Source organism: Leptospira ryugenii (genome assembly GCF_003114855.1).
GTDB lineage: Bacteria > Spirochaetota > Leptospiria > Leptospirales > Leptospiraceae > Leptospira_A > Leptospira_A ryugenii.
The window spans coordinates 787,510-805,889 of the sequence record NZ_BFBB01000003.1; the positions used below are offsets into that span (position 1 = coordinate 787,510).

At 38.8% G+C, this 18,380-nt stretch carries 16 protein-coding genes; 5 read left to right on the plus strand and 11 right to left on the minus strand.

Features of this window, described 5'->3' with window-relative positions; translation table 11 throughout:
• Positions 1–48 precede the first annotated feature (48 nt).
• Entirely contained in the window at positions 49–807 is a 759-nt protein-coding gene (locus DI060_RS08150; protein ID WP_244594318.1) for an SDR family NAD(P)-dependent oxidoreductase, read from the plus strand.
• Between the two features lie 18 nt (positions 808–825).
• On the opposite strand, the gene DI060_RS08155 is transcribed toward DI060_RS08150, so the two are convergent.
• The 8 genes from DI060_RS08155 to kdpA all read right to left on the minus strand — a co-directional run bounded on the left by DI060_RS08155 (position 826) and on the right by kdpA (position 11,422).
• Complete coding sequence (locus DI060_RS08155; RefSeq protein WP_108975526.1) at positions 826–1,134, minus strand: hypothetical protein; 309 nt, start codon at positions 1,132–1,134, stop codon at positions 826–828.
• 105 nt (positions 1,135–1,239) lie between these two features.
• On the minus strand, positions 1,240–2,430 hold the full coding sequence (locus tag DI060_RS08160) for a methyl-accepting chemotaxis protein (RefSeq protein WP_135355021.1): 1,191 nt from the start codon (positions 2,428–2,430) through the stop codon (positions 1,240–1,242).
• Positions 2,431–2,503: 73 nt separating this feature from the next.
• On the minus strand, positions 2,504–3,751 hold the full coding sequence (locus tag DI060_RS08165) for a porin (protein ID WP_108975530.1): 1,248 nt from the start codon (positions 3,749–3,751) through the stop codon (positions 2,504–2,506).
• 116 nt (positions 3,752–3,867) lie between these two features.
• Complete coding sequence (locus DI060_RS08170; protein WP_108975532.1) at positions 3,868–4,554, minus strand: response regulator; 687 nt, start codon at positions 4,552–4,554, stop codon at positions 3,868–3,870.
• A gap of 17 nt (positions 4,555–4,571) precedes the next feature.
• Positions 4,572–7,157, minus strand: a complete 2,586-nt coding sequence (locus DI060_RS08175) for an ATP-binding protein (protein WP_108975534.1) — start codon at positions 7,155–7,157, stop codon at positions 4,572–4,574.
• On the minus strand, positions 7,147–7,725 hold the full coding sequence (locus DI060_RS08180) for a potassium-transporting ATPase subunit C (protein ID WP_108975536.1): 579 nt from the start codon (positions 7,723–7,725) through the stop codon (positions 7,147–7,149). Before DI060_RS08180 ends, DI060_RS08175 begins: the two co-directional genes overlap by 11 nt.
• On the minus strand, positions 7,722–9,776 hold the full coding sequence (gene kdpB / locus DI060_RS08185) for a potassium-transporting ATPase subunit KdpB (RefSeq protein ID WP_108975538.1): 2,055 nt from the start codon (positions 9,774–9,776) through the stop codon (positions 7,722–7,724). Before kdpB ends, DI060_RS08180 begins: the two co-directional genes overlap by 4 nt.
• An 8-nt stretch (positions 9,777–9,784) precedes the next feature.
• Complete coding sequence (kdpA, locus tag DI060_RS08190; RefSeq protein ID WP_108975540.1) at positions 9,785–11,422, minus strand: potassium-transporting ATPase subunit KdpA; 1,638 nt, start codon at positions 11,420–11,422, stop codon at positions 9,785–9,787.
• 186 nt (positions 11,423–11,608) lie between these two features.
• On the opposite strand from kdpA, the gene DI060_RS08195 reads away from it, so the two are divergent.
• Positions 11,609–13,195, plus strand: a complete 1,587-nt coding sequence (locus DI060_RS08195) for a phytoene desaturase family protein (RefSeq protein ID WP_108975542.1) — start codon at positions 11,609–11,611, stop codon at positions 13,193–13,195.
• Between the two features lie 5 nt (positions 13,196–13,200).
• Here DI060_RS08195 and DI060_RS08200 read toward each other — a convergent pair whose 3' ends face one another.
• The 3 genes from DI060_RS08200 to DI060_RS08210 all read right to left on the minus strand — a co-directional run bounded on the left by DI060_RS08200 (position 13,201) and on the right by DI060_RS08210 (position 16,761).
• Positions 13,201–14,106: a bile acid:sodium symporter family protein gene (locus DI060_RS08200; RefSeq protein WP_108975544.1), complete on the minus strand. Its 906-nt coding sequence runs from the start codon at positions 14,104–14,106 to the stop codon at positions 13,201–13,203.
• Positions 14,103–15,167, minus strand: a complete 1,065-nt coding sequence (locus DI060_RS08205) for a TauD/TfdA family dioxygenase (protein ID WP_108975546.1) — start codon at positions 15,165–15,167, stop codon at positions 14,103–14,105. Before DI060_RS08205 ends, DI060_RS08200 begins: the two co-directional genes overlap by 4 nt.
• Before the next feature lie 130 nt (positions 15,168–15,297).
• Positions 15,298–16,761 (minus strand): NADP-dependent isocitrate dehydrogenase, encoded by a 1,464-nt coding sequence (locus DI060_RS08210; protein ID WP_108975549.1) that lies wholly within the window; start codon positions 16,759–16,761, stop codon positions 15,298–15,300.
• Between the two features lie 90 nt (positions 16,762–16,851).
• Between DI060_RS08210 and DI060_RS19255 the strand changes: the two genes are divergently transcribed.
• From DI060_RS19255 to DI060_RS08220, 3 genes are all read left to right on the plus strand, one after another.
• A complete protein-coding gene (locus DI060_RS19255) occupies positions 16,852–16,986 on the plus strand; it encodes a hypothetical protein (RefSeq protein ID WP_282097138.1) in 135 nt (44 codons plus the stop codon).
• Positions 16,964–17,269, plus strand: a complete 306-nt coding sequence (locus DI060_RS08215; protein ID WP_108975551.1) for a winged helix-turn-helix transcriptional regulator — start codon at positions 16,964–16,966, stop codon at positions 17,267–17,269. Before DI060_RS19255 ends, DI060_RS08215 begins: the two co-directional genes overlap by 23 nt.
• 74 nt (positions 17,270–17,343) lie before the next feature.
• Positions 17,344–18,378: a hypothetical protein gene (locus DI060_RS08220; protein ID WP_108975553.1), complete on the plus strand. Its 1,035-nt coding sequence runs from the start codon at positions 17,344–17,346 to the stop codon at positions 18,376–18,378.
• Positions 18,379–18,380: the final 2 nt, after the last annotated feature.

Below are 18,380 nucleotides of genomic sequence, written 5' to 3' on the forward strand. Positions count from 1 at the left end.
AAAAGAAAATTATGAGAGGAGTAAAATAATAAAAGAGACAAATTTGATTTGAGAAAACAATCTGGATCTGCTATGAAAACTGCTTTGGTTTTAGGTGCAAGTTCTGATATCGCCAAACACATCGTATATGAATTGCAAAAAAAACATATAAACTTACAACTTACAGGAACAAATCTCCAAGTTTTGGAACAAACTTTCTCAGGTTTAGTAGCTAGCGAAGCACAAAAAATTCAATTTTTTAGCTTGGACATCCGAAACAAAAATCAATTCATTCGTTTTTTAGAACAACTTGATCCCTTCCCCGATGTTGTCTATTCCGCCATTGGGTATTACAAAGACCAGATGGACTTGCGATATTCCTTACAAGAACTCTCGGACACCATCGAAATTAATTTTTCAGGGCTTGTGGCATTGCTTAGCCTAATCGCAAATCGAATGGAGGAGAGAAAATTTGGTCAAATTGTGGTCCTAAGTTCTGTGGCTGGTGAGAGAGGTAGACAATTAAACTATGGTTACGGAAGTACAAAAGCCGCGCTGACCGTATTTTTATCAGGCCTTCGGAATCGACTCCATAAAGCTAATGTTCAGATAACGACCGTTTTACTAGGGCCAGTGTACACAAAAATGTCTAAGGGGCATAAACTCTTCCCTATTATCACTTTGCAAGCTCCGATCGCAGCAAAAAAGATTGTGGAGGCGGGTGAAAAATATAAAGACGAGGTGTATATCCATTGGATTTGGCGTTGGATCATGTTGCTCATCAAAATCATTCCGGAAGGCATCTTCAAAAGATTGCCTCCCTTTTGAAGCCATTTCTCTATCTGTCTATTTTCCTGGGCAAGGGATATGTGTTACTTCATTGCCTTTCACAATTCCTAATCCCTTGATATTTTTATGTACCACATTGTCTTCGCAACAATTCTTTCCATCTTCCGCACGAGATGTACACAAATCGAAAGCCTCTTGCGGACTAGATGCATTCACATTCAATTTACAGGTTGTACCGGTCGACTTAGGAATCTGCGGCGGCCAATTGTCTTTGATCCTCCCACAATTGTAAGTATCAGCAGTCAGGGAATTGGCTGAAAAAACAAAAGCCAAAAGGAAGGTAATTCCTAACATTACTAGTTTCATTGATCTCTCCTTAAGAAGGAGTCATATCATAAAAAATGATCGCGATAGTGGCAACCAAAAAAAAGAGAGAGAACAGAATGTTCTCGGATGAAAGTGGGAGGTAGACTAAACCTGTGCGTCGATTTCTTTAAAAATGGCCTCCATTTGGTCTTTGATTTTGATCGAAATTCTCTTTAACCAGGAATAACTTTCAGTCAACTCCTTCATTTTATTCTCAAGTTCTAATCCAGATTTTTTAATTTCATCTAAATGAAAGTTTACCTGAACGATTAAACCATATACTTCTCCCGAGACATCTTTCACTATATGGGAAATCGAGTTTAAAACCTTAGTTTTCTCTTGGACAGAGAATCCGCGCGATTTTAATTCTGAGATCGTTTGCACTACCTCTGCAATGGTCCCATGTGTTGCCTGAACTCCATCAAAAATTTCTGAAAACGCTTCGCCTGCTTCCTTACTCAATTGATGGGCATCATCTGTTAATTGGACACTTTGATTTAGGAGTCCTTTGATTTCATTTGCGTTCAAGGATGTTTGTATCGCTAAAGTTCGCATTTCATCAGCGATTACCGCAAAACCTTTGCCTTTATCACCTAAATGGGCAGACTCTATAGCGGCATTGATAGAAAGTAAATTTGTTTTTTTGGTCACCTCATTGATGAAATCAGTCAATTTTAACATACCCACTGTCGAATCTGCTAAGGTAGCAAGAATGTCCGTTGATTTTGTGACTTTTGATTTTCCTTCTGCCGTTTGCGAGACCATATTCTCAAATGTCCTTCCCCGGAGTTGAATCTCTTCTATGACTATGGTCACAATTTCAAGCATCGTTTCGATATCGAGAGATGTGCTCTTAACAGAATCCAAAAACAATACTTCATCTTCCGCAAGTGTCGCTACGACTTTATAAATCTCTTCTACCTGAGTATAAACCCCACCTAACTCTTCATTTAATGATTCTAAATGCTGATAGGTCGCGTCTATTTTTGTCTGGATTTGTTGAAAATTATCTTCCAAGTACTCCAAAAAATCAGGAAGGTCAATCCCACGGAGCGAAAGATCTAACAAAGGATGGAATATAACTTGCATTTTCTTAGCATTTTTCCTTTGTTTCCAAAGAATGAATGCCCAATAAATAAAAAGAAGGACTAGATACAAACTTCCTAAAATGACGGATGTTAATTGATTTCCGGGAGAGTTATAAAGGAATAGAAAACCACAAATGCCAATGGATTGACAGGCAATGAGAAATAAATTCTCTAATGATTTGAAAAAAAATGTAGACCAGTCTTTCAATGGATTCTCTTGGCCAAGAGTATTCAAAAAATATAAAATTGTCAAGATAGATTGGTGAATTTTGCAGAATCCGTCACAATCTCAAAGAGAAGGCAAAAATGAAGAAATCTTCTTTGGCGGATGTCTTGGCATCACGGTAGGGAAAAATAGAGTCCATAGATCTTCGGTAAACGTATTCAAAACGAAGTAGCGCTGGCTCAAAACTCAAAATATCGAATGTGGTTGTATAGCCATATGCGATAAACCCATTCGGTGAATTTGAAACTGCTAACACCTGCTTAGGATCATAGAATCGTTCCACTCGAAAACTGAGTCGATAATCCGAAGAGATTTTATAGCTGAGCCAAAGAGTCCCATGGTACCATTGTCTAAAAGCTAAACTTCTCTCCTCCCTTGTCTCAGAAAGACTTGGATCATAGGCTCTCCACCAGGGCTCATAGGCAAATCTCTCTCCTGCTCTCTGGGCACCAATGTCTGCTTGCAAAGCGATAAGCCAATGTTCTGAAATGTGCCATTCCAAAATTGTATTATTATACAAGCGAATCTGTTTTCTTTCTGTGTTAGGTGCTTCATTCCCAACGAATTGATTCAAAGTTAGGGTTACGTTTGGAAATATTTTAAATAAGATTTGACTTCCGAACGCCTTATCTTTATTTGTTTCTGTAATATTTTGCCAACCATTCAATATTTGAAGTTGCCCACTCCATTTTTGATTAAACCGATGACTAAGTCGTATCCCAGATGAATAGTATGGCACATAATCTAGAGCAAAGGCTCTCGTATAATTTATGTTATTTTGTGAAATCCAGGATTCATATCCAATATTTCCAAAAAACACACCCATATCGAGCCATGTTTCTTTACCCACTTTAACTCCAGCGAAGGCCTCCTGAATATTTCTCGTGGAAAGTTGATTTGAATATCGATCCGAATTTACTTCAGAGGCAGTATTCGCAACTACGGACGTACCCCAGTGCAGAGCTAGTCGACCACGATATTTTTCTTCTTCTAATTTGGCTTCAACATGTGCCATATTGACATTAAATTCTTGGTTTCGCACCGCTTGTGTCGTAAACTCTCTTTCTTTCACAACTGGACGATTCAAATTTTGTAGATAGTATGTGTCTATATATGCTCCAAATTTCAAACTAGATGGACTAATTGAATTTTCTTTTTTAGCCTCTGTTTGCATTTTATTCTCCTCCGTTTCGGCAAAAACTAAACTCGGAGTTGTCATTGAAGAAAATAAAATCAAAAACACCAATATTCTGACAAGGGTAGCCTTACGGTTTTCTATACTTTTTAAAGTTTCATCGAACATGATTTTATACTAACACATCTGGATATAAAATCGATTAACCTATGTCTTAATAATTTTGGATTTATATTAGAATTTTATTAAGTGTGAAGTTTTGATATTTTAGGTATTTGCATTGACTACTTATCATACCACTTATAGCCAATCCCTGGCTCCGTTAATAAGCGAGTGGGAAAACTAGGATCATTTTCAATTTTTTTTCTAATTTGATTGATATGAACACGTAAAGAATTAAGTTCATTTTGTGCGGAATCTCCCCATACTTTCTTGATCAATTCTTCGTTGGTGATCACTTTACCAGCATTTTGAAGTAATACTCCGAGTATTTGAAATTCAATTGGTGTAAGCCGTGTTGTTTTACCTAAACGCAATACCAAATTTTTAGTTAAATCTATTTCTAAATCAGAATCTTTCCAACCTGAGATAATTTCCTCTGACGGAATTCGTCTAAGTGCTGTTCGTATTCTTGCGAGCAATTCACCCATACTAAAGGGTTTTACAATATAGTCATCTGCGCCTGCATCCAATAACTCGATTTTACTTTGTTCTGAATCAATCACGGAAAGTACTATGATGGGAGTTATCACCATACTTCGGATTTCTTTGACAACCTCCAATCCAGATCCATCAGGTAGCTGTAAATCTAACAAAATAAGACGTGGAGAGTGTAAAACTGCTTTTTCAATGGCATCCTTTTTATTAAGTGCCTCAATCGTCGTATATCCCTTAGCTTCGAGAGCGATTCTTAGCATTTTACGAATCGCAAGTTCATCATCAACTATGAGAATGTAATCTTTTGGTAACATGTAGATTTATCCAGAATTTAGCTTAGGATTGGAATTTCTATTGTAAATCTAGCTCCTTTAATTTCAGAGTTTTCTGCCTTCACAAGGCCGCCATGCAACTCAACAATTGATTTTGTAATTGCAAGTCCCAGTCCTGTTCCGATTTTACCCGTTGCATTTCCACGAAAGAATTTCTGGAATACTAGGCTAGGAGTTTCAGGCAGACCCTCCCCGTCATCTTCCACGATTAAAAAAAGTTGATTCAACTTTTTTTGCAGTATGATGCGAATCTCTGTTCCCTTTTTTGTATAAAGACAAGCATTGTATAAAAGATTAAATAAAGCATGGGCAAACAATACTCTATCGACTGAAATTGTAGGAAGAGCTTCCTCCATTAAAATTTGAATCGGATGCTCATCTTTACTCCTTCCCAGGTAAGAAATCGCATCCTGTACAATTTCCTTGGGATGGACTAGATCTTTTTTTAATTTTAAATGACCACTTTCAATACGACTGATATCTAGTAAATTTCCGAGCAGTAGATTCAGAACGAGTGCACTTTCTTGGATCTCTTCTAATAATGCTTTCTTTGCTGAGGGAATCTTGTCAATTTCCGGATCTAAGAGCGCGCTGACAGATCCACGAATGGATGTTAGGGGAGTTTTTAATTCATGAGATAAGGAACTAAAAAGCAAATTGTACATACGCTCCGATTCTTGAATTAAGAAATTCTTTTTTGCCTCCTCAGACAGAATATCTCTTTCTAGAGCCAAGGCTATTTGATTTGCAATTGTATTCATCAAAACTTCTTGTTCTAAAGTTGGTTCTTTATTTGATTCAATTTGAATTACCCCCGCAGTTCCGCCTGGTGAGAGAAGAGGATAGAACGTGAAACTAGACAGAGATAGTGTATCGGTGAACTTTCCTGCAGGTTTTTTGTTTTGAAATGCTAACGTAGCAACCGCAAGTTCTTTAGAGTCTTCTATATCTGGATAAAATGAGTGGTTTTGGTAGAGATGAAGTCGCACGGGAAAAGGAAAGGCTCGGGCAAAGAAACGTCGTCCTATAGGTAAGATTCTCTCTGATTTAGAAGTTTGTGATAATTCCCTTGTTAGCTCATATAACAGAGATAATCGTTCTTCTCTTGTTTTTAAAATGGTTTCATTCTTTCTTAACTTGGCAGTCATACTACCATTGATGAGCGCAATCAAAAAAAAGATTACGAACATTAAAGCATCTTCAAGTCGTTCTATGAGAAATGTATAAACAGGAGGTATGAATAAAAAATTCCAAAAAATTGCAGACAAAGAAGCCGCAAAAAGAACTGGTCCTCTACTGACAAAGGCACCCAGAAAAGCCACATAAAAAAGATAGATGATAGAAACCGTCCAGTAACCAGTGAATGGCTCTAAAAATAAATTGAACACCGTGACTAGTGAGGTTGCTAAAAATGTCTGAACATAGGTGCGCAAGTTCGAAGATGGTATCAGTTTAGCCAAACCATCTCTTAAAGTCTGGGAGTGGACATTCTCTAAAGGTGTAGGTAATATTGTTACCTCAACTCCTTCGGCCAATGCAACAATTCTTTCCGGAATGGAACGTTTCCAAAATGAATAGATGTTCTTTTTTCCTGAACCTCCAATTACCAATCTTTGAATCCTTTTCTCTTTCACGATGGATAAGATACCCAGCACAGGATCTGCATGATAAGAGTGAATTACTTCTGCACCTAACTCTTTTGCCAATCGCAAATGAGCTCGAATGAGATCATTCATCTCAGCTGAGTGATGAGTGTCGGTATTTTCTGAAAACATAGCAAATAATTCAGAATTTCTCTCGAGCGATAATTTTTTTGCATATCTTAGAATATTCTTTGAATGTGGACTTGCCGATATAGCAACAAGTACACGTTCTTTGCCATGCGGCATACGATGTTCTACATACCTAGCTGTATAATTTAGAGATAATTCTCTTAAGTATGTTAAATTTTCTTTTTTAAAAAAATTCTCTTTTGCCTTTTCAATTTTTTCCGAAAAATAAACCTTTCCTTCGTTTAACCTTTGGAGCAATTCATCAGGAATAATATCTATTAAAATCAATTCATCTGCACGTTCCAATATTACGTCAGGAATAGTTTCTTTGACAGGGCTTCTCAGGATACGCTCCACAGAATCGACTTGACTTTCCAAATGTTGTACGTTGACAGTGGATAAAACATTGATACCTGCATCGAGAAGCATAAAGACATCCAGATACCTTTTACTATGGATCGAACCTGGGATATTGGTATGCGCAAGCTCATCGACTAAAACTGTATGCGGATTTCTCCGGATGACTTCTTCAATATCCATTTCCAACCAAGTTTTTCCCTTGTAGTTGATTTGTTTCAATGGAATTTGAGGAATTCCCTCCGCTAATTTCATAGTATCTAATCTTCCATGAGTTTCTATGACTCCGATTTGAACATCAAAACCGTCTTTCAACAAGCGATGTGCTTCGTTTAACATAGAATAGGTCTTTCCAACTCCAGGAGACATCCCAAAGAATACCTTCAGACTCGCTTTTGATTTAGCTTCTTCTTGGTTTGCTAAGTTTAAAAAATCCTCAGGCGTTCTATCGCTCATATCCACCTTTCAAAAGCTCAAAATTTAAGCTGTTGACATTTACAATGGTTCTCCCAAAGGAATGCCACTTTTTTTCCTCTATGTGATTATTTATGAGCATTTGAATTTGATCTACTTTATCTTTCGAGACTCCCAACACTCGGGCTTGTTCTCGAGCACATTCTAATGTTATGTGAGGATCAAGGCCAGAACCTGAAGAATACAAAAGTTCTTCACATAGGATTGGATCTATACCGCTTTTCATAAGATTCACTTTTCTTTCTTCTACTTTGGATCTCCAATCAAGACTAGTTCGAAAGCTTTGGGAGGCCGCACTCGGGAGGCCATTGTAATCACCTGCACTCGGTCTTGCCTTAAATAAACCGCTAGAAGAGAAGTTTTGCGCAAACAATCGAGAACCTACGATGTTCCCATTCTTTTCGAGTAGGCTACCTTTTGCCTCAATCGGGAAAATGAGGATTGCAAAACCAGTGACTAGAAGTGGATATAATCCTGCCAAAATAGCTAAACTAACAAAAATAAATCGAATACCGATTTGCCAATCTGAAACTGGGTGATTAACTTTCATACTATAACTCCTGCTATAATCATATCGATTAATTTAATTCCAAAAAAAGGAAATAGTATACCTCCAAGTCCATAGACAAAAACATTTCGAAGTAATGCAGAGTCCGGTGATTTGGGTGTATATTTCACACCTCGAAGAGCCAAAGGAATTAAGAGAGGTATCACAATCGCATTGAAAATCACAGCTGATAAAATTGCTGTTTCAGGACTTGCCAATTTCATCAGATTGAGTGCTCCTACCATAGGGAAGATTGCTGGGATAATTGCAAAGTATTTTGCTACATCATTTGCGATACTAAAAGTAGTTAAGGCACCTCTTGTCATTAATAATTGTTTTCCAATTTCAACAATCTCTATCAATTTACTTGGATTACTGTCCAAATCGATCATATTACCTGCCTCCCTTGCCGTCTGAGTTCCTGTATTCATGGCAACCCCAACATCCGATTGAGCAAGTGCTGGGGCATCATTTGTCCCATCACCTATCATAGCCACCATAGAACCTTTACTTTGTTCTTCTCGGATTCGTTCCATTTTACGTTCAGGTGTAGCCTCTGCGATGAAATCATCTACTCCTGCTTCAGCCGCAATAGCTGCTGCTGTTAATGGGTTATCTCCTGTGATCATGACTGTTCGAATACCCATTCTTCTCAATGTAGCAAACCTTTCCTTTAAACCACCTTTGACGATATCTTTGAGTTCTACGATACCCAAAACCTGGTCTCCCTCAGCCACTAGTATAGGAGTGCTTCCTTTTTTTGCAATTTCATCCGCCCTTTGTTTAATATTTGGGGAGAGACTTCCTCCCAGAGAATCTATGTATTTTTCTATCGAATCCAAAGATCCTTTTCGAATCGATCGAACAATTTGTCCGCTTTCTTTTATATCAATACCACTCATTCTTGTAGCCGCAGAGAATGGTATCCAAGTGACATCGAGGGCATTTAAATTCCTCTCACGAATCGCAAACTTTTGTTTAGAGAGTACAACGATGGATCTTCCTTCAGGAGTTTCATCCGAAAGGGATGATAGTTGTGCAGCATCCGCCAGCGTTTCTTCATTTACGCCATCGGCAGCAATGAAATTCTTTGCCTCGCGATTACCTAGAGTAATTGTGCCCGTTTTATCTAACAATAAAACATCGATATCACCAGCCGCTTCTACTGCCTTTCCACTCTTTGCAATTACATTATAACGTACAAGTCTTTCCATTCCTGATATACCTATGGCGCTTAAAAGAGCAGAAATTGTTGTAGGTATCAGACAGACAAATAATGCAATCCAAACCGAGATGGGCAAACTCCATTTCTCACCCATCTGCCTACCAACAAACTCTGAGATTGGAATGAGCGAAACGACCGTAATTGCAAACAGGAATGTTAAAGTGAAAAGAACAATGCCAAGTGCAATTTCATTCGGCGTTTTTTGCCTAACTGCACCTTCTATCATTGCAATCATTTTGTCCAAAAAACTCTCTCCAGGTAGCGCCGTTACTTTAACGTATAAAAAGTCTGAAAGTACTTTTGTGCCTCCCGTCACTGCGGATCTATCCCCTCCGCTTTCTCGTATAACAGGTGCAGATTCACCGGTCATTGCAGATTCATCAACTGTTGCAATTCCAAATACAACATCTCCATCACAAGGTATTAGATCTCCGGCTTCCACGAATACTATATCACCTATTTTTAAATCGCTAGAAGAGATGGCAGTATACTCTTTTGATTCTATCTTGGATACTTTTTTGGCTTGAGTGGATATTCTCATTTTTTTTAAACTATCCGCACGTGCCTTACCTCTTCCTTCCGCATAACTTTCTGCAAAGTTAGCAAATAAAAGTGTCAAGATGAGCCAAACCAAAATCGATAAATCCAAATTGCTATGCTTATTTGTGAACAGATTGTAACAAACCTGGAAAAAGAGGATCAGTGTACCCAACCACACTGTCGCCATCACGGCATTGGAAAATGCATATTTTGGTAACAATTTTTGAAAGGAATAAATCACACTTCTAAAAAGTAATTCTCTGGAAAACAAGGATGAATTTTTCAACATATAGACTCCTAAAAAAATTTACCTGCACCAAGTAGAAAATGCTCGAGTATCGGACCCAATGTTAGGAAGGGGAAAAATGTCAAACCACAGACAAGTATCAAAATGGAAAACAAAAGTATTCCAAACAAAATTGTATCTGTTCGAAAACTTCCTTCTGTACTTTTTGCAGTAATTTTTTTACCTAAAGAGGCTGCTACATATATAGAAGAGGCTATGACACTGAACCTGCCAACTAACATACAAACTCCGAGAGAGAGATTTCCCCAGATTGAATCTGCAGCAAATCCGGCAAAGGCAGATCCATTATTTCCGGATGCAGAAGAATAGGCATACAAAATTTGTGAGAGTGCATGAGGACCTTTCGCAGAATAGCCAGATTCAAAAAAGGTTGAAATGGCAGACCCAATCAAAATGCATACACTTGGGGCAAGTATGCCGAAGAGAGTCCACTTCATTTCAAAGCTTCCTATTTTTTTTCCAAATAGTTCAGGTGTTCTTCCTGTCATAAGTCCCGAGAGAAAGACTGTAAGAACTATAAAAAGAAACATTCCATACATTCCAGTCCCAACTCCTCCAAAGATAACCTCACCAATCATCATTTGAAATAAGGCAATCGATCCAGCTAACGGAGAAAAACTATCGTGCATTGCGTTCACAGATCCATTGGAAGCTGCAGTCGTTGCACTCATCCAAAAAGTTGATTCGATCCAGCTAAATCTAGTTTCTTTCCCTTCCCATATTCCTGCTGTATTGACTTCGCTGCTATAGACAATTGCGTATCCGATGAAAAGAAAAGTGAGCATAACAAAAAAAATAACCCATGCATGTTTAAATGAGCCAACTAACTTACCAAAAAGAAAAATGGATGCCGCAGGCAAAAATAGAATGGAAAATGATTCTAAAAAATTTGAAATTGCAGTGGGATTCTCGAACGGATGAGCACTATTGACACCAAAAAAACCTCCGCCATTTGTTCCCAATTGTTTGATCGAAATTTGAGAGGCCGCCGGCCCTAAAGGAATTGTTTGTTTAAAACCATCCAAACCTATCGACTGAATGGGAGCATCAAAAGACTGAACAACTCCTTGTGAAACTAGAACCAAAGCAAGGAGTATCGAGAGAGGCAATAAAATATAGAAAGTTGCTCTATATAAGTCTACCCAAAAGTTTCCGAACTCGTTTGTTTGGGAACTACTCAATCCTCTTCCCACAAAACAGAGAACTGAAATACCGACTGCGGCACTATAAAAGTTTTGTGGGGCGAGTCCTAAAGTTTGTGAAAAATAGGAAAGTTGGCTCTCACCTGAATAAGCTTGCCAGTTGGTATTTGTTATAAATGAAATCGTCGTATTCAAGGCGAGGTGCCAGGAAAGTCCATTTAAATGGAGCGGATTTAAGGGTAGCCGATCTTGGAACATTAGAATTCCAAATAAGATGATGCCACCTAATCCATGAAAGACCAGTAGAGAACGAAGGTATTCATTGGCTGATTGTCCCATAGGACTACCAGAAAATAGATAGGAAAACACCTTTCTTTCTCCCCAAATAGATTCCTTTTTGAAAACGAATGCCATAAAATATCCGTATAGTGGTGACAAAAGGAAGAGGAGAAAAAAATAAAAGATTAAATAACCGAAATCAGCCATAGGATAAGGGTAACATACCTACTGAAACAAGGCAAGGCAATAGGACTTAAGATTTCGTTTAAGAGATTAAGATTGTCTTAAGAAATCTCTTGTTAAGTAAACAATTCTAGAGTAAGATTGAGATAGACCAATCAAACATGAAATGTTTTTGTTTTACATTCATTTCCAAAAAGGAACTCGATCACCATGAAATTTGAAGAAGTAGATTCACAATATGATGTTATCTGTATAGGCTCCGGTATGGGTTCCTTAACAGTCGCCAGTTTACTTGCACAATTCGAAAACAAAAAAATTTTGGTGATCGAGCGGCACTTCCAGGCAGGTGGGTTCACGCATGCTTTCTCTCGGAAGAATCGATTTCACTGGGATGTAGGTATCCATTATATCGGTGATATGCAGACGGGCGGATTCAGTAGGACCCTTATGGATACTATTACACATAAGGGAGTCGATTGGCAAAGGATGGCGGAACCATTTGAGAAATTTGTTTATCCCAACCGCACATTCGAACTCTTCGGAGATCCTCAACGTTTCCAAACAGACCTGATTGCAGCATTCCCAAAAGAAGAAACAGCAATCACTCAATACTTTGCAGATATAAAGAAAGCAGCCGCCCTATTTGGTAAATCAATGATGATGAAATCATCGGCACCAGACTTGTCTGCATTTCAATCTCAATTAGGAAATTCGAATATAGTAAGCTTAAAAGATTATTTAGATGTGAATTTTGTAGACCCAGATTTGAAAGCAATTTTGGCATCTCAATGGGGCGACTATGGTTTGCCGCCTTCGAAGTGTTTGTTTGCAACTCATGCAGCCTTAGTGGTGCATTATTTAAATGGTGGTTACTACCCCATCGGAGGTGGGGGGAATATCTTTAAAAGTATAAAACCTCTCATAGAAGAAAAATCTGGCCAAATCCTTGATACAACAGAAGTGAAAGAGATTTTAATTCAAAACAAACAAACAATAGGCGTTCGAGCACAGTTTTTGAGAGGCAAACAACCTATAAGAGAATTTTACGCACCGATAGTAGTCTCAGGCATAGGGGCTTGGAATACCTACAATTCTTTAGTCCCAGAAAGTGAACCTATCCAATTTAGAGAAGCACTCAGGTCTTTTTATAAAAGGGAAAAAATGGCAACTAGTATATGCGTCTATTTAGGACTTTCCGAGAGCCCCGCCAAATTTGGCTTTGCTGGCGAAAATCATTGGATCTTTGCTTCCAATGACCATGAGAAAAATTTTGCAAGCAGGAATGATTGGATTTTTTCCGAAAGCCCTATTGGCAATTTATACCTTTCCTTTCCAAGTCTCAAAGATCCGTTAGCTGAACACCACACAGCAGATGTCATAACATTTTGTGATGCATCTCTTTTTGATCCATGGAAAGAGCAAATTTGGAAAAAAAGAGGGGAAGACTATGAAGCTTTGAAGGAAAGGATTGCAAGGAAAGCAATCCAAACTTTAGAAACTCGTTTTCCTGGATTTGAAAAGATCATTGAATATGTAGAAGTTTCCACTGCGCTTACAAACCAACATTTCACAGGGCACCCAGATGGTGCCATCTATGGTTTAGCTTGTGTCCCAGAGAGATATGACAAAGCCAAATCACCGTGGTTTGAGGTTGAGACACCTATCAAAGGATTGTATCTCACGGGAGTGGACGCCGGAGGTTCCCCTGGAATTGCGGGAGCAATGATGGGTGGCTTGGCTTCGACTCTTAAAATATTAGGAAATAAAAATTTACTAAAGCGAATCTTAAAAGAGTGAATCCATTAAGAGTTTGCTTCCGCAGACTTTTTTGACCAAATATAAGAGATGGTGGCACCTGAGATAAGGTGCCAGATCCCCCACCAAGCAGAGATAAGAGCCATGCCACCTTGTCCATCAAAGAATAAAAAAACAAGTGCTAAACCCAAACTTGAATTTTGAATTCCCGTTTCGATTGAAATCGTGCGTCTATCTTTGACTGGAAGTGAAAATAGAGAGGACCAATAGTAACCAACAAACAATCCAGCCGCATTCATAAAAAATACCAATCCAAATAGAATAAGAATATAATCAATGAAGTAGCGAAAGTTTGCCAATAGGGCACCAACTATGAAAAAGGCTAAGAATAATAAAGATATCCTCTGTAACCAAGATTTTACCCTTTGGATCAAATTGGGAAAGTAATGGCTACTGCAAAGTCCTAGTGCTAAAGGGAGAAGAAGTAACATCGCCACCGAAGTAAACAAATCGGATGGATTGAGAGCGATTTCTTTTAAAAAATCTTTCGTAATTGGATTGATGCTACCGAAGAATAGAAAACTAATAGGTGTCATGACAAATGCCAAAGTAGAAGTGATTGCAGTCAGACTTACCGATAGTGCAAGATTTCCTTTTGCCAATAAAGTAAAAAAATTTGACATGTTACCACCTGGACATGCCGCTACCAAAATCATTCCCAATGCTAAACTGGGATGAGGTTTCCATATAAGTATGATAAGTGAGGTCGTTAGCGGCAAAAGTAAATATTGGCTAATCAATCCGATTAGAGCTGGCTTCGGATTTCGGAACAGGTTTACAAAATCTTTCCAACGCAAATCCAATGATACCGAATACATAATAAATCCTATCAAAAGATTGATCAATAGAATTGAGTCTTTATTAAAGTTTAATCTAACTTCATCTATGTTCATGAGTTTGCCCAGCCTACTAATATTCTTCGAGGCCCCTTGAAAGGAAGCCGACCATGAGAAACCGAATAGTTGTCTATCATCAAAATATCACCTGTTCTCCATGAGAAGATCTTCATATGTTTCCAAAATAAATTGGAAATGAGTTTCATATCTTTTGTACTTATTTCTTCCCCATTGCCATATGTGACGTGAACATCATGGGATTCTGGACCCAAAAGACGTTTTATTCCTGTCAAAATCGTCAAAAGTAAAGCAACAGAAAAAGAACGTATGCTTTTTTGTCTTTTGAATATACTCCAAACTTCAGAGACAGCTGCTTGGAAGTGAAATGTTTGGCTATGGTTATGCCAAGCTGTAGTTTTGGTAGTAGGATGCTGGCGTATACCGTCTTGATGGTTTACAATTGTTAATTGGTCATCACCTTGCCAGTGCAATTGAAATCGATTTTGATCAGAGATTTTTTTTACTTCCGTTTTATCTACTGTCCCAAACATCTCGTCCCATCTTTTTGTCTTCCATAGCGAGTATCGTTTTTTCTGAGCTGGACCATCATACCTTCTCCTATATTTGATCCCATGTTTGAGTACCTTATCTCGGATTTCATTTGGCATTTCCTCCCAAATAGTTCTCAAGTCTGTTATAGGTGTTTCGCCATCTCTTTCCGAAGCTCTTTCTGCAAAAAAGAATAAATACTTAGGTGGATTGTCTAAAAAACTCATTTCCGCATGTTGCATGATGGGATAATGAGGAGGCAGTTCGCTTGCCGTAAAAACGTATTGAACAATTTGGTCTCTTGGTGAAGTGCCAAGATAAAATTCACCTAAAGGCTCTTTGGTGGAGAGAAGAAACTCTTGGAATTCTTTTGGACTAGAAAAAGAAAAATTGCGAAATAGAATTGCACCAGAATTGTTTAGATCCTTAGTCCATTCAGATTTATTCTGTTGCATCCAATCAATGAGTAGCTTGGGATCCGAGCCAGGAGAGCCTTCATACACCATAGGAAGCTCATTGGGACTTGTTTGCTCCCCATGCAAAGAAACCTTTCTAAATACACTGTTCATTAAGCAAATTGTACATTGTGCCTGATTTCTTGGCAAGAGCCATTATTACATCAGAGTGAAAATTAGCTGCTATAACTATTGAAAGTATTGGGGCTCTCCATTTTTATCAACCTAGAGCCCCCTCTAAAAATTATTCCCCTTGTCCCAAAGAATAGCCAGGTTTATCATCAAAGGTGTATAGATTTTCGGTTTTGATCACATCAAAGCCGAGTCCAATGAAACTGGATAGCAAATCTACTATGTCCTTTGGTTGTACGGACTTACCTTCATTTACAACAAACCGACACCGAAAGTGATCTGTCAGGAAGGTCTCTGGTTGTCCCTGTGGATAGACCTTTACACCTCGGTTTGTAATCATTTTTAAATGGAGTGAAGCATTTTGTATCCCATCCATTTTTTTCCCAAGAGTTTCTGGATTGCGATTTTCATATTCGTCGATAAACACATCAACTCCAACTAACTTCTTTACCTCCAAATGCTTCGGTTTTACCAACGAAACAGTTTTTGGTCTGGTCAATTCTCTCACTTCGAGTTGCTTTGGCTTTTCACCCAATCGTTTGATAATGGCATCGGTGAATGCCTTTGTTCCCACCTTTTGTGTGTTTGCTTCTCCTGTGAAAATATCTGCGGTTCTGTATCCATCTTCTAAAGCTTTTAATACCGCATTCCTAACCAGATTCGCTTTTTCAGGCATACCCACATGGACTAACATTAGCACTGCGGCTTTGATTAAAGCAGTCGGATTTGCGATATCTTTTCCTGCAATGTCAGGTGCGGATCCATGGACCGCTTCAAACATTGCGATGCTATCTCCTATATTGGATGATCCACACATTCCAACCGAGCCAGTAACTTCAGCTGCGATGTCGGATAAAATATCACCGTAAAGGTTGGGAGCCAAAATGACATCAAATCTTTGTGGGTTGTTCGCAAGATGGGCTGCACCAATGTCAATGATCATACTTTCTGTACTGATCTCAGGGTACTCTTCTGAGATTTGTTTAAAGACTGAGGCAAAAAGACCATCCGTGATTTTCATGATGTTATCTTTTACCATACAGGTGATTTTCTTCCTTCCATTGGACCTTGCAAATTCGAAGGCGTAGCGTACAATTTTTTCGGTTCCTGGTTTGGTGATGAGCTTCAAACACTGCGTGACTTCCCTTGTTTGCCTATGTTCGATTCCCGCATACGTATCTTCTTCGTTTTCTCTAACAATCACCAAGTCAGTACCAGGATGTTTGGTTTTTACGAAGGGGTCGTAGGTCCGTGCCGGGCGTAAATTTGCATAGAGACCCAATGTCTTTCGTATGGTAACATTTAGACTTTTGTAGCCTGTCCCTCTGGGAGTGGTGATCGGACCTTTCAAAAGAATCGGATACTTTCTCATGACATCCCAGGCCGAATCGGCTATCCCGGAGGTCTTTCCCGAGAGATAGACTTTTTCCCCTGCTTCTACTTCCACAAATTTGAGATTTGCTCCAGATGCCTCCAATATACGCAATACGGAATCCGTTATTTCAGGCCCGATCCCATCTCCTTTGATGAGAGAAATGGTGGTCGTCCCATTTTGTTCTACGTTTTTTTCTGCCATGGTCGATTTCTCCTATATATGTATTTTATTACATGAATTATTTTTCGTATATTAGACTGAAAAAGCAAACAAAAAAAATTTTTTTGAATTTTGATTGAAAAAAAAGAGGAACATTTTCTTGTTTTAATGGATTGTGCTTTGGCACACTCAGGTGAAATTGTAAAATACCGAACCATTCCATTTCTCATGTTTGGAAAAGATGATGACCGAGAAAAAATCAGCTAAAACTGCAAAAAAAAGTATAGAATGGACCTTCCTTTCGAACCACTCCCACGTACTGATTTGTTTAAACCAAAACCCGGAAATGTTATTGCGCGAGGTGGCACTTCTGGTCGGCATCACCGAACGAGCTGTCCAAGCCATTGTTCGAGATTTGGTAGAGGCAAAGATTCTAAAAATTGAGAAAGAAGGCAGGCGGAATAAATACAAAATCAAAAAAGAAATTAAATTGCGCCACCCTCTAGAAGCACACCACAACATCGGAGAACTCCTAAATTTAGGACGCTAACCCTCGGAAATTAATTTCGAAGACTTTCTAAAAATCTCTTTACGAAATACAAATCGTCCTATCTTTCCGTAGGCATGAAACTAACATTCTCACTAGTTCTCGTTTTCGCTCTTTCCTTCACAACATTCCTTCACAGTACAGAACGCCCAAAAGTGGGAGAGACTGTCGAGGTCGATTTGTATGATGGTACAGGCAATAACTCTGCTTATAAAGGTCTCTTTAAAATCAATAAGATTGACGCAGATGGATATTACTATGGCGTTTGGGTGCAAGTACCAAGCTATTATAAGGAAGCAGGTCAAAAGGTAAGTAACTATACAGACTGCACTAAGATTGTTCCTTGCAAAGCAATCGAAGAAAACGAACAAATCGAATTCACGCAAAAGCAAGAAGAACTGGAAGCAAAATGGAAACCAAAGGAATGGCTCGAAAGAGTACTCAAGCTAGACATCTTCAAAGTCGAAAGGACTCTCGGCAAAGGCGATGTGGTTGAAATTTGCTACTGGCCAAATGAAGCCGTAGAGTGTTCCGAAGATGAATCTGGATCCACTTTTTCGCCTGCGACCATTCTTGCTGCCAATGGCGATACCTATGAAGTCAATGCAAGGATCTTTGATGGAACTATGGTGGGTGCAAAGGCGGGATTCAAAGACAAAAAACTTACAATCAAAAAAGAAAACATACGATTCTTTGACCCGAAGAAAGCTCCGTCCACAGAAATTACAGAAGAGATGCAAAAGTATGAAGTAGTCCCACCAGGAACACTTGTCGATACAAAATGGAACGGAAAGTGGTACCGTGCTGTTGTAAGGACAATGCCTGGGTATGGCATTGTGGAAGTGAGCTATGTAAATTGGGGTTCAGTTACTGGTTCTCTAGGATTAAAAAGTCCCATTTATGAATTTGCACCTTACGGAAGTAAAACGACATCTGATACAGGAGCATTTTCTGGAATGCCATATCCACGAGATGATCGAAACTCTTCCAAAATTGACCTGAGCAAAATGAAAAAAAATAAAAATTGCCCTGCCTCAATGCCCTTTGTCTCCAATGGAATTTGTGTGAATGAACTCGGCCAATGGAAAGGAGCGAGGCCCATCCGACCGTAAGT

What these genes read in the sequence shown, in the direction of transcription:
- DI060_RS08155 (WP_108975526.1), bottom strand. Translation starts at nt 1,134, where the DNA reads ATGAAACTAGTAATGTTAGGAATTACCTTCCTTTTGGCTTTTGTTTTT.
- DI060_RS08165 (WP_108975530.1), bottom strand. Translation starts at nt 3,751, where the DNA reads ATGTTCGATGAAACTTTAAAAAGTATAGAAAACCGTAAGGCTACCCTT.
- DI060_RS08170 (WP_108975532.1), bottom strand. Translation starts at nt 4,554, where the DNA reads ATGTTACCAAAAGATTACATTCTCATAGTTGATGATGAACTTGCGATT.
- DI060_RS08175 (WP_108975534.1), bottom strand. Translation starts at nt 7,157, where the DNA reads ATGAGCGATAGAACGCCTGAGGATTTTTTAAACTTAGCAAACCAAGAA.
- DI060_RS08180 (WP_108975536.1), bottom strand. Translation starts at nt 7,725, where the DNA reads ATGAAAGTTAATCACCCAGTTTCAGATTGGCAAATCGGTATTCGATTT.
- kdpB (WP_108975538.1), bottom strand. Translation starts at nt 9,776, where the DNA reads ATGTTGAAAAATTCATCCTTGTTTTCCAGAGAATTACTTTTTAGAAGT.
- kdpA (WP_108975540.1), bottom strand. Translation starts at nt 11,422, where the DNA reads ATGGCTGATTTCGGTTATTTAATCTTTTATTTTTTTCTCCTCTTCCTT.
- DI060_RS08195 (WP_108975542.1), top strand. Translation starts at nt 11,609, where the DNA reads ATGAAATTTGAAGAAGTAGATTCACAATATGATGTTATCTGTATAGGC.
- DI060_RS08200 (WP_108975544.1), bottom strand. Translation starts at nt 14,106, where the DNA reads ATGAACATAGATGAAGTTAGATTAAACTTTAATAAAGACTCAATTCTA.
- DI060_RS08205 (WP_108975546.1), bottom strand. Translation starts at nt 15,167, where the DNA reads ATGAACAGTGTATTTAGAAAGGTTTCTTTGCATGGGGAGCAAACAAGT.
- DI060_RS08210 (WP_108975549.1), bottom strand. Translation starts at nt 16,761, where the DNA reads ATGGCAGAAAAAAACGTAGAACAAAATGGGACGACCACCATTTCTCTC.
- DI060_RS08215 (WP_108975551.1), top strand. Translation starts at nt 16,964, where the DNA reads ATGACCGAGAAAAAATCAGCTAAAACTGCAAAAAAAAGTATAGAATGG.
- DI060_RS08220 (WP_108975553.1), top strand. Translation starts at nt 17,344, where the DNA reads ATGAAACTAACATTCTCACTAGTTCTCGTTTTCGCTCTTTCCTTCACA.